The 12018-nt window shown below is 58.4% G+C and carries 7 protein-coding genes; 1 reads left to right on the top strand and 6 read right to left on the bottom strand.

Annotated elements, in window-relative coordinates:
• The 6 genes from QVP03_RS13735 to QVP03_RS13710 all read right to left on the bottom strand — a co-directional run.
• Positions 1 to 960, bottom strand: a 960-nt coding sequence (locus QVP03_RS13735; protein WP_288210848.1) for a glycoside hydrolase family 57 protein, incomplete at its 3' end; no start/stop codon positions are given.
• 12 nt (positions 961 to 972) lie between these two features.
• Complete coding sequence (locus QVP03_RS13730; protein ID WP_022333955.1) at positions 973 to 2286, bottom strand: glycosyltransferase family 4 protein; 1314 nt, start codon at positions 2284 to 2286, stop codon at positions 973 to 975.
• Positions 2287 to 2419: 133 nt separating this feature from the next.
• Positions 2420 to 4609, bottom strand: coding sequence for a glycogen debranching enzyme N-terminal domain-containing protein (locus QVP03_RS13725; protein ID WP_022333954.1), 2190 nt, complete (start codon positions 4607 to 4609; stop codon positions 2420 to 2422).
• Between the two features lie 109 nt (positions 4610 to 4718).
• Positions 4719 to 8969 (bottom strand): alpha-glucan family phosphorylase, encoded by a 4251-nt coding sequence (glgP, locus tag QVP03_RS13720; protein ID WP_022333953.1) that lies wholly within the window; start codon positions 8967 to 8969, stop codon positions 4719 to 4721.
• Between the two features lie 154 nt (positions 8970 to 9123).
• The gene (gene hemW / locus QVP03_RS13715) at positions 9124 to 10236 is read right to left on the bottom strand and encodes a radical SAM family heme chaperone HemW (RefSeq protein WP_022333952.1); all 1113 of its coding nucleotides are present in this window, start codon (positions 10234 to 10236) and stop codon (positions 9124 to 9126) included.
• Positions 10237 to 10239: 3 nt separating this feature from the next.
• The gene (locus tag QVP03_RS13710; RefSeq protein WP_022333951.1) at positions 10240 to 10794 is read right to left on the bottom strand and encodes a hypothetical protein; all 555 of its coding nucleotides are present in this window, start codon (positions 10792 to 10794) and stop codon (positions 10240 to 10242) included.
• A 560-nt stretch (positions 10795 to 11354) separates the two neighbouring features.
• Here QVP03_RS13710 and QVP03_RS13705 point away from each other — a divergent pair.
• A partial coding sequence (locus QVP03_RS13705) for a phosphoenolpyruvate carboxykinase (ATP) (protein ID WP_288210847.1) occupies positions 11355 to 12018 on the top strand: 664 nt, incomplete at its 3' end.

Raw genomic sequence — 12018 nt, 5'->3', positions numbered from 1 at the left:
GAACGCTTCGTTCTGCAACTCGTTGCCGAGCCATGCCGTCACGTCGCGCTCCTCGTCGGCCCACGACATCACGTGCGGACAGTGGAGTACTGCTACGGGCTGGTGTTTCTTGGCGGCTTCGGTGACGGTCGCGAACTCCAGACCGTTTTTCTTGGCGAGGATTGCCTTCGGCAGCGCGCGCATGAACTCGAAGATTCCCGTGTCGGCGGTCTGGTGTTCGCCGAAAGTTTCATAGTCCATGAAGAGGTTGATGACCTCGCCCGGAGTATCGTCCGAAGCGAGCCATTTCACATATTTGTCCGCCGTCAGCGGCCATTCGTTCCAACTGCGGTTCGAGAAGCGGAAGGCGATGTCGTCCGAGAGTTTGTAGTTGCGCAGCAGCAGGCGCAGCTTCTGGTTGACGGCGTTGGCGTATACATAGTTGGGCGATTTCCAGCCCAGCACGTGTTTGGCGCCTTCAGCCAGCATCGTACGAAAGCCCATTTCGGCCACGGCGGCGCCGATGTCGTCGGAGTAGATCAGCTCCGTATTGCGGAAGGCGGTCGGTTTCACCCCGAATTCCTTTTTTATGAGCGCCGTGTGGAGCTTTACCTGTTCGGTGAAATCCTCCTTCGAAGCCAGCGAGGCCAGCGAGTGGGAGTAAGTCTCGGCGAGGAACTCCACGCAACCCGTGGCGGCCAGTTCCTTGAACGATTCGAGGACTTCGGGCGCATAGGTGCGGAACTGTTCGATGGCGATGCCCGTGATCGAGAACGAGCAGCGGAACTTACCCTTGTTTTCCCGGATGAGCTTCAGCAGCAGGGCATTCATCGGCAGGTAGCACTGCCGGGCGACTTTCTGCATGATGGAGCGGTTCAGCAGGTCGTCCAGATAGTTGTGGTCCTTGCCCATGTTGAAGAAGCGGTACTTCTTCAGTCGCCAGGGCTGGTGTACCTGAAAATATAAGCAGACGGTTTTCATAGGGTAGCTATTTTATTGTTTTTTATTCTCTTCGATCACCGCTTCGTATACGGTTTTGATTTTGGCTGCGGCATCGTTCCATTTCAGGTTCGTGACCTCTTCCAGGCCTTTCGAGGCGAACATTCCCGCCAGCGCCGGGTACTGGATCAGCCCGTAGATGGCATCGGCCAGGGCGTCGACATCCCAATAGTCGACCTTCACGGCATAGTCGAGTACTTCGGCCACGCCGCTCTGTTTGGAGATGATCACCGGGACGTTCGAACGCATTGCCTCGAGGGGCGATATGCCGAACGGCTCCGAGACCGACGGCATGACGTAGACATCCGACAACTGGAACATCTTGTGTACGTCCTCGCCGCGCAGGAATCCGGTGAAGTGGAACCTGTCGGCGATACCCAGCCGCGCCACGCGGCGGATGACATGGTTCATCATGTCGCCCGAGCCGGCCATCACGAAACGTACGTTGGGGACTTTCTTCAGCACCTTGGCCGCGGCTTCGACGAAATAGTCGGGCCCTTTCTGGTAGGTGATACGCCCCAGGAACGTGACGATCTTGTCGTCCACGCCCCGTTCGGGCATTTTGCACTGGCCTGCGGCGAACCGCACGGCATTGTGTACCGTCACGACCTTGTCGGCCGGGACGCCGTAGCGGTTGATGACGATGTTGCGCGTGAGGTTCGAAACGGCGATCACCCGGTCTGCGGCATGCATGCCTGCACGTTCGATGGCGTAGACCTGCGTGTTGACGTTCTCGCCGCTGCGGTCGTATTCCGTGGCGTGCATATGCACGACCAGCGGCTTGCCCGATACGCGCTTGGCGGCGATACCGGCGTAGTAGGTGAGCCAGTCGTGGGCGTGGATCACGTCGAACTGCCCTTCGAGGTCTTTGGCCACCTGCGCCGCGACTACGGCATAGCGGGCGACCTCCTCCATAAGGTTGGCGCCGTACTTGCCCGAGAAGGTATAGCGTTGTTTCCAGGCATCGGTCGTCGACCAGACTTTCTGTCCGGATTTGACGTAGCGCTCCTGGTACTGTTCATACTCTTCGGGGGAGATATAAGGTACCATGTTCGAGTCGATGTGGATGAACGACATCTTCTCGAGAATATCGTCCGCGCCGCTTCCCGTAGATCCGTAAAGCGCCTCCACGTCACTGGCATTCAGGACGTGCGTGAATCGCTGATCCTCGTCGCCGTAGGCATGGGGTACTACGAATGTTACGTCGACATCGTTGCGTGCCAGCCCGCGGGTCATCCCGTAACATGCCGTTCCCAAACCACCCGCGATGTGGGGCGGGAACTCCCAACCGAACATTAAAACTCTCATAACTATATCCTTGTTTTGCAATTTTTACCTTTCCTCTCACAGGAACGTCCCGGCTCACGGCCACAAGCCGCGGTTGCAAGTCCGGACGCCCCGGAATCCCGCCTTGGCAGGATTTTCCTCCCGTCACAGCCTGTTATTTCCCAGTCTTTGTCTTTTTTGTCGCGGCCTTTGTTGCGGCCGGCTTTTTTTCCGTCGGTTTCTTCTCCGCACTCTTTTTCGCTGCGGATTTCTTTTCTGCGGCCTCTTTTGCGATGGCCGTCTTTGCCGCAGTTTTCTTTGGCATATTGTCCGTTGCGGTTTTCTTTACCGCAGCTTTTTTGGCAATGCTTTTCGCCACGGGCTTCACCGCCTTCGCGGCTTTCCCCGCGGTTTTGCTTTCCCGGATCTCCTCCTGCGTACGCTCGCGGATCATGCTGTGGATATTGAGCACGGCCCCGACGCTCCACGCCTGCGAGATAGCGCCGCGCGATGCGTAGGGCGGGTCGGCATCGTAAAGCTCGCAAATAGACCCGATACCGTAGCTCTGGATGTCTTCGTCGAAATTGGCGAGTATCTCCCGGGCCTGCGGCAGGAATGCGTCCCCGTCGATATCGAAACATGCCTTGACGTAGAATTGCAGCAGCCACGGCCATGCCGAGCCGTTCTTGCCCGCGAAATCGCGCTCTGCGGGCGAGCCTTCTTCCAGCGAACCTTTGTAGAGCAGGTTGCGGGGCGAGAGTGTCCGCAGCCCCTTGGGGATGAGCAGGTGCTGGCGCACGGTGCGGATCACCTCCAGTTGCAGCTCTTCGTCGAGCATCTTATAATTCAGCCCGCAGGCGACGATCATGTTGGGACGCGTCGATTTGTCGGGCCCGTCCGTTCCTACGAAATCGGCCAGATAACCTTCCGGCAGGCGGAACAGTTCGACGAACGACGCCTGCGTGCGTGCCGGGAGCGACTCCCAGGCCTTGACGAAGGCTTTGTCGCCGTGTTTGCCGGCCAGCTCGAGCGTGTAGCATACGGCGTTGTACCACAATGCGTTCACCTCTACCTGATAACCGTTGCGCGGAGTGACGGGGCGGCCGTCGATCAGGGCGTTCATCCATGTCATCGGGACGTCGTCCGCAGCGGCCCACACCAGCCCGTTGTCATGCAGCGCGACGCGGCCGCCGACTCCCCGGCGGTAGCTTTCCAGAATATCTTTCATGGCCGGGCCGTAGGCTTTCCATATCTGCTTGCCGCCCACCTCCCGTTCGAGTTGCTGGAGCGTCCAGAAGAACCACAGCGGGGCATCCGCTGCGACGGCCGCCGAGGCGTTGCCCGTGAACATGCCGTCGCGCATTTCGCGCACCAGCGTGTCGAGGGCGTCGATACAGTCCTCCTTATGCCCCTGTTCGAGCGTGATCCCCGGGAGCGATACGAAGGTTTGGCGCCCCGAAACCCCGTGCCACGGGTAGCCCGACACCACTTCGGTGCGGTCGCCGGGACGCCGGATGACGAATTGCCGCGCCGAGTGCTCCAGGCAGCTGATGAAGTCGATTTTGTGCGTGCGCCGGGCGATGGATGCGGCGAATACCTCTTCGATGGTCTTGACCGAGCCCATTTCGTCGAGCGAGGCCGAGAAGATGATGCTTTCGCCCTTCTTGAGTTCCGTTTCGAAATAGCCCGTCGTGAGCAGGTCTTCGTAACCGTCGTAACCGCGCGCCAGATCCTGCTGGTATTCGAACCCGTAGTACCAGTCGGGTGCGGGCACGAACTCCGCGCCGGGCTTGCTGGTTTGCAGGTATAGCCACGGGAACGACCCGTAGAGGCGGCATTTCACGCCGTTGACCGCCGGGTAGGAGTGCCCGTCGGCATCCATGTTGGCATGCGTCAGCGCGTGTTTGTCGCGAAAGGCAAGGAAGGGCCGCAGCCGCAGGTGGGTTTCCGAATGCGCATCGACGAGCGTATAGCGGATCATCAGCTGCGTGCGCTTGTGTATCCACAGCATCTCCTTCCGCAGGATCACGCCGCCCACGCGGTAGGTGATCGTGGGGGTCGGCGTATATTTGAAATCGGTGATATACTTGTGTCCGCGCGGCTCGTATACCCCCTTGAAGCGGTGCAGGGCCAGGTTGAATGTCTGGTCGTGCTGGACGATGGTTTCGTCGAGCGACGAGAGCAGGACATACGTCCTGTCGCTGTCGTCGATGGGCGCTACCATCAGGCCGTGGTAGCGGCGGGTGTTGCAGCAGACGATAGTCGTGCTCATATATCCGCCGATACGGTCTGTGGAGAGCATTTCGCGCTGGAGCGAATACTCCAGGTTGCCCAATTCGCTTTTGTCGAAAGTAAGTGCTGACATGTCCTTCAAAAAAATACGGTTCGTTCTATAAAGATAGCTGAATTTTCATGAAAAGACAATCGCATTTCCGAAAATTCATATCTTTTTTACATTATTAGGCCCAAATTCGCTAAGCCCATTTTACCAATGCAAAATCCATGCGATGGGGCAGGTGCGGGTTCTCCGGGAAAATACGCAGCGCCACGTCGAACGTGCCGGCTTCGTCGGGCGTATAATCCAGTGCGTAGGTAACGCGGCTGCCTTCGGTCTTGGTGTGCTTGAGCCCGATCGTGCGCATCACGTTGGCATTCTGCCCGCCGACGATCTGCTGTGCGATGACCATCTCCACGCCGATGTCCTCGGGACGCAGGCTGACGATGTCCACGGTCACTTCGAAATGGTACTTTTCGCCTACGAAGATCGCCTTGTTGTCGATTTTCACACGCTGTACGTCGATCACACGGATCTGATCCCATACCGACGAGACCTTGCGTTTCCATGCTGCGATCTCGCGGGCCAGCTTGTAGCCGCCTTCGACGATCCGGTGCTTGCGTGCCGCGAGCTTGTTGTAGAACCGCTCCTCGTAGTCGTTGAGCATGCGGTTGGTCGTGAAATTCGATGCGATGTCCGCGACGCATTTCTTGACCGACTCCACCCATGCGTGGGGTACGCCGTCCTTGTCGCGGTCGTAGTATTTCGGGACGATCTGCTCCTCGATGGTGTTGTAGATCATTTCGGCGTCGAGCTCGTCCTGATAGTGCTGGTCGGCGAAGGTGCGCTCCATGGGCAGCATCCACCCGACGCCCTCCTTGTAGCCTTCGACCCACCATCCGTCGAGCACCGAGAATTGCAGCACGCCGTTCATGACGCACTTCTCGCCCGACGTCCCCGAAGCTTCGAGCGGACGGGTCGGGGTGTTGAGCCATACGTCGACGCCCTGCACCATGCGGCGTGCCAGCTCCATGTCGTAATTCTGCAGGAAGAGGATCTTGCCCACGAACTGCGGCATGGCGGCCACTTCGACGATGCGTTTGATGAGGTCTTGCCCCGGCTTGTCGTTGGGGTGGGCCTTGCCGGCGAAGATGAACTGCACGGGGCGCTCCTTGTTGTTCACGATGGCCGAGAGCCGGTCGAGGTTCGTGAAGAGCAGGTAGGCGCGCTTATAGGTTGCGAAGCGGCGTGCGAAACCGATGGACAGCACGTCGGGCTTGATGCCCTCGATGACCTGCAACATCTGGCGCGGCGAGTCGAGCCGCACCTGGCTGGGGTCGCTGTAACGCTTGCGGATATGCTTGATGAGCTTGTTCTTGAGGTGCATGCGCCCGGCCCACAGCTCCCCGTCGGGGATGTTGTGGACTTTCTGCCATGCCGGGATGTCGTAGGCGTGCCCCTCGAAGCCGTCGGCGAAATAGCGGGCGTAGAGGCGGCGCAGGTTCGTCGCGATCCATGTCGGGAAGTGTACGCCGTTCGTGACATAGCCGATGTGGAGTTCGTTCTTGAAATAACCCGGCCACATGTTGCCCAGGATCTCCTTCGACACTTCGCCGTGGAGCCACGATACGCCGTTGACCTCCTGTGAGAGGTTGCAGGCCAGCACCGACATCGAGAACTTCTCGTTGGGGTCGTTGGGGTTGGTCTTGCCCAGGTTGATGTACTGCTCCCAGGTGATGCCCAGCACGTCGGGGTAGTGCGACATGTACTGGCGGATCATCGACTCGGGGAAGGCGTCGTGCCCGGCGGGCACGGGGGTGTGCGTCGTGAAGAGCGACGAGGAACGGATCACCTCCAGCGCCTCCGAGAAGGAGAGCTTCTTGTGGTTCACCAGGTCGCGGATGCGCTCGATGCCGATGAACGCGGCATGTCCCTCGTTGCAGTGGAACACGTCGTGCTTGATGCCCAGTGCGCGCAGTGCGCGGATACCGCCGATCCCGAGCAGGATTTCCTGCTTGAGGCGGTTCTCCCAGTCGCCGCCGTAGAGGTAGTGGGTGATCTGGCGGTCTTCCTCGAGGTTGGCCTCGAAATCCGTGTCGAGCAGGTAGAGATCCGTGCGGCCGACCTGGCATTTCCAGACGCGCGCCGAAAGCGTACGCCCCGGGAAGGCGATGGTGACCGTCAGCCAGTTGCCGGCTTCGTCGCGCACGGGCGAGATCGGGAGTTTATAGAAATTCTGTGCCTCGTAGGTCGCCTCCTGCGCCCCCTGTGCCGAAAGGCGCTGCGTGAAGTAGCCGTACCGGTAAAGCAGGCCCACGGCTGCCATCGGGACGTTCTTGTCCGAGGCCTCCTTGAGGTAGTCTCCCGCGAGTATGCCCAGGCCGCCCGAGTAGATCTTGAGCGACGAGTGCAGGCCGTATTCCATCGAAAAATACGAAATCGTGGGGGTCTTCGGGTCGGGTTTTTCGTTCATATAGTCGCGGAACTGCGCATATACGGCGTCGAGCTGCCCGAGGAAGGCCTCGTCGCGTTCGAGCCCCTTCATGCGTTCCACGCTCAGTTTGTCGAGGAAAGCGATCGGGTTGCGCTCGCATTCGGCCCAGAGTGCCGGGTCGATGCCTTCGAACAGGTCGCGGGGCCCGGGGTTCCAGCACCACCAGAGGTTGCGCGAAAGTTCTTCCAGGGCATGCAGGCGCTTGGGCAGGGTCTTGTCGACCATCATGCGGTTCCAGTTGGGCTTCTCGGCGAAGAGCTGCTGGCGTACGAAATTGATCTGTTCGTTGCGGGCGTTGCTCTCGTCGAGCACGGCGCGGTTGGTACGGATCACCGAACTTTCGACAGCCTCGGAGTAGGCCTGTTCGTAGGCGGCGAAAAGGTGCTCCCAGAGCGCAGTTTCCGATATCTCGTAGGCCGAAACGCGCATCTCGGAGACATGTTTCTCGTCCAGCGCGCTGAAGCGCAGCAGCGAGTCGGCGATCTTCTCCTCGACCTCCTTGTCGTTGTAGTCGTCGCGGCGGATGACCTCCACGCCCAGGTGCTCGCGCTGCTTGTCGACCCACAGCCCGAACCCTGCGAGGGTCGTGGTGATGGTCGGCACCGAGAATGCCACCGATTCGAGCGGCGTATAGCCCCACGGTTCGTAGTAGGAGGGGAATACCGTGATGTCCATACCGACGAGCAGTTCGTAGTAATCCTTGTTGAAGATGCCGTCGGCCTTGTTCAGGTAGGTCGGCACGAAGATCACCTTCACCTTCGAATCGTCGGTCGTGAGGATGCTGCCGTTCAGGGCGTTCACGATCGGGTCGCTGTTCTGGTATTCGAGGTAATGGGTCGAATACTTGTATTGTCCGCCGTCGATCGGGCTGGCCGGGTCGGCCAGGTGTGCCTGCAAGTCCGCACGCGGGCCGCGGTTGGCGGCCGGAACGGTGACATAGGCCAGGACTTCGCGTTTGAGACGGTCGGAGGCGGCCAGCTTTTTGAGCGACTCGATGAATACGTCGAGCCCCTTGTTGCGGAATTCGTAGCGGCCGCTGGTGCCGACGATCAGCGGTTCCTTCCGGAACTTGTGCCCGAGGCAGGCTTCGGCTACCGAGATCATCGCCGTGCGGGCTTCGGCACGTTTGGCGTCGTACTCCTCGCCCGTCCATACGAAGTCGTTTTCGAACCCGTTGGGGGTGATGCCGTCCGGTTCACGCCCCAGCAGGTATTTGCATTCGTTGGCCGTGATGTCGCTGACCGTGAGGAAGGCGTCGTGGTACGTGGCGGCCATCTTCTCGATCGAGTGTTTGGCCACGACGTTGAACTGCCGGGCCAGTTCGTCGGCATTGAATTTCGCCAGGTCGTTGTAGAGCGGCAGGCCGTTGCCGGCGATGCAGCGCCCCATGACCGTGGCGTGCGTCGTGAAGAGCGTGGCCACATAGGGGGCGTGTTTGCGCAGGTGGAGTCCGCCTGCGGCGGTCATCCACTCGTGGAAATGCGCGGCGATCTTGTCCGTCGCGTTACAGAAGTTGTCGACATACGAGGCGATGACCATGCCCGCGGCATAGCCGAAGAGCACGGGCTCGATGTAGTCCCACTGTCCCGAGAGCGAATCCACGTGGTACGTCTCCCAGAGTTTCTTGAGTATTTCGTCTTTGCGGGGGATCAGCGAAGTAAAGTCCACCAGGATCACCGTCGGCTCGCCCTTGATCTTCCAGTGTCCCACGCGGATCCGGAGGCCGTCGCTGTATACGCTCTGGCGCCATGCCTTCAGCATGTCGGGGTCTTCCTCGAATTCGGGGTTCGCCCCCTCGTGCTGGAGGTCGGGCCCGATGAGGATATAGCGGTCGGCGAATTTACGGGTTACGGTCTGTGCTTTGGTCGAGATGACGGTATGGATGCCGCCGACCTTATTGCAGACCTCCCAGCTCACCTCGAAAAGGTAGTCGGGAGTCAGTTTTGCATTACTCATATTTGTCGTGCTTGTTTGTAATTTACTCGATGAATCGGTTGAAAACCGCTGCAAAGGTAATACTTATATTTATATAAAACAACCTTGTTCGATTAATTAGTAAAAATATTTAATAATAACTTAACATTTCTGTTTCACATCGTTGCATGTCGTGTTATGTTTCGAAAAGTGCCCCGATCACGGCATCCGAAATCAGGAATTTTTCCGGCGGGAGGGCCATCCGCCCCCGGGCTATGCGGAGCGTACCCGAACGGAGGAACGGTGCTGCCTCTTCCTGCATCCGCGCCAGCCGTTTTGCTCCGAAACGTGCCGCGGCCTCTTCCAGATCGATCCCCTCGACCGTCCGGAGCGCCGTCATGACATATTCGTTGAACCGGTCGCGTCGGGTCAGCACTTCCTTCCCGGCGGGAGCGCCTGCTATGTATTTTTCCACTGAACTGGCGTTCCAGTGCCTTTCTTCGCCGTCGAACGAGTGGGCTGCGGGCCCGATGCCGAGGTATTTCGTCCCATGCCAGTAGGAGGCGTTGTGACGGGCTCGAAATCCCGGCAGGGCATAGTTCGAAACCTCGTAATGCTCGAATCCGGCGGCCGTAAGCGTATCGTGCACCGTGAGGAACTCCTCCTCGCTGACCTCTTCGTCCACGGCGCGGAACTCGCCCCGTGCCGCACGGCGGCCGAAGGCCGTATCGGGTTCGATGGTCAAATGGTATGCCGAAATGTGCTGTACGCCGAGCGACAGCATTCCGTCGAGCGATCTTTTCAGCGAATCCCCGCCGAAGCCGGGAATGCCGAAGATCAGGTCGGCGGTGATGTTCCCGAACCCGGCGCGTTGTGCCGCCCGCACCGCACCGATGGCCTGTGCCGCCGTATGGCGGCGGTTCATCAGCTTCAGGCACCCGTCGTCGAACGACTGGATGCCGATCGACAGCCGGTCTATGCCCGCTTCGCGCAGCCCGTCGAGGTAATTTTCCGTCAGGTCGTCGGGGTTGGCCTCGAGGGTGGTTTCCGTGGTGCCGGAGCAGTCGAACAGCAGCGCGGCATGATCCAGCAGTCCTTTCAGCGCGGCGGGTGCGTAGAGCGAAGGCGTGCCGCCGCCGAAATAGCGGGTCGTGACCGCTTCGCCGCGCAGGTAATCCTGCCGTTCGTCCAGTTCGCGGTGCATGGCGGCTGTCACGCCGTCCATCTGCTCCAGCCGGGCGCTCTTGTAGAAGTCGCAGTAGGCGCAGATGCGTTTGCAGAACGGTATGTGGAAATAGAGTCCGGCCATGGCCTATCCGAGTTTTCGGGGAGCAGGAGTTTCCGCCGGTTCGGCGGCGAGCGCCTTTATCGCCTTTACGGTTTTCCGTCCGTATCTGTTGAACGTAAATATTCCCCCTGCGATGTTATACCACGGATCGTAGACCAGAGCCCACCGGATTTCATCGTTTCTCCAGCTCAAGATCAGCAAGTCGCAGTCCAGATAGGGGATGCCCTTTCGGTTTGTGGCCTGCAAATAACGCTGATTGTCGTATTCGATCCTCCATCCCTCGTCGGACAGCAGTTTCCGGATCTGATCTTTCAGTCCGTCGGGTTGCCCGGAGAGCGGGATACTCTTGAACTTCAGTTTCCTGCGTTGTAACACATGGAGAGCAAAGCCCGCGCCGAACAGCAGGAGCGCGGCCAGCCAATACCGATCCCGAAATCCCTGAATGAGGTCGCGGATAAAATAACAGGAAAAGAATATCCCGGAAATAATTAACAGGATGGAGAAACAATGGTAGTTTACCCATTCGATCGAAAACGGTTTCAGGCAGATCCTGTCGTGGCGTATTTTTATCGGGCGCATTATAATGATAACGATGTTTTGTATAAGGGCTGATTAATCAAAGATAGGAAAAATTCCCGGATGTCGTCCCTTTCCGCCCCGGTTTTTTCGGTGCCCGTGCGTCGGGTCTGGCTGCCGGATCGGATTTACGGAAAATACCTCCGGTTTCCTGATTTCGATGCGGTTGCTCCGGAAGCGCCCTCTCCCGTCATTGTTTTTGTCCGGGCGGCGTTCCGTCGGGCGGGAGTGCCGTGCGCCGTCGATGGGCATTTCGACCGAAGTGCGGCCTGTGCGTCCGCCTCGAATTCCATCCTGCGGAGCCCCGGTGCGGATTGCGGCCGTATGTTTGCAGCAGGATATGGAGCCGGGTTTTCCTGCGGCTTTGGGGGATACGATAGCTGCTTATAAATGAATCATATACAGGCATCGGGAAAAATAATGGATATTTTTTGCTTTTTTCACTGTTAGTTTTTTCACAAGTGTAAAAGTTTTTCTACCTTTGTGCGGTTAAAGTCCGGTCTTGCGGATTTTCGACGTTAGGTTAATCAAGGATTTGATGTTTTATTAAAATAACAATTATTATGGACAAAATGGATTTGAAAAAGTATGGGATCACGGGTGTGACCGAGATCGTGTACAATCCGTCGTACGACGAACTTTTCCGCGAGGAGACCAAGAAGGGGCTCCGCGGTTTCGAAAAAGGCCAGCTGACCGAGACCGGTGCCGTGAACGTGATGACCGGCGTTTATACCGGCCGTTCGCCCAAGGACAAGTTCTTCGTAATGGACGAGACCACCAAGGATACGATCTGGTGGACTTCCGATGAATATAAGAACGACAACAAGCCTGTTACGAAGGCTGCCTGGAAGGAGCTGAAGAAACTCGCTACCCAGGAGTTGTCGGGCAAGAAACTCTATGTCGTGGACACTTTCTGCGGCGCCAACGAGAATTCGCGCCTCAAGATCCGTTTCATCATGGAGGTCGCATGGCAGGCCCATTTCGTAAAGAACATGTTCATCCGTCCGACCGACGCCGAACTGGAGAAATACGGCGAGCCCGATTTCGTGGTGCTCAACGCTTCGAAGGCCAAGGTCAAGAACTATAAGAAACTCGGCCTGAACTCCGAGACGGCCGTCGTTTTCAACCTCACCGAGAAAATGCAGGTTATCCTCAACACCTGGTACGGCGGCGAGATGAAGAAGGGTATGTTCTCCTACATGAACTACCTGCTTCCGCTCAAGGGCA

It is taken from the genome of Alistipes sp. CAG:29, assembly GCF_000435435.1.
GTDB classification, from domain to species: domain Bacteria; phylum Bacteroidota; class Bacteroidia; order Bacteroidales; family Rikenellaceae; genus Alistipes; species Alistipes onderdonkii.
Note: the sequence above shows the minus strand (reverse complement) of the source record. Positions and strands in the feature narration are given on the sequence as shown.

Excerpts from the sequence above, each read along its gene's own strand:
- QVP03_RS13725 (WP_022333954.1), bottom strand. The coding sequence starts at position 4,609 with ATGTCAGCACTTACTTTCGACAAAAGCGAATTGGGCAACCTGGAGTAT.
- glgP (WP_022333953.1), bottom strand. The coding sequence starts at position 8,969 with ATGAGTAATGCAAAACTGACTCCCGACTACCTTTTCGAGGTGAGCTGG.
- QVP03_RS13710 (WP_022333951.1), bottom strand. The coding sequence starts at position 10,794 with ATGCGCCCGATAAAAATACGCCACGACAGGATCTGCCTGAAACCGTTT.
- hemW (WP_022333952.1), bottom strand. The coding sequence starts at position 10,236 with ATGGCCGGACTCTATTTCCACATACCGTTCTGCAAACGCATCTGCGCC.
- QVP03_RS13730 (WP_022333955.1), bottom strand. The coding sequence starts at position 2,286 with ATGAGAGTTTTAATGTTCGGTTGGGAGTTCCCGCCCCACATCGCGGGT.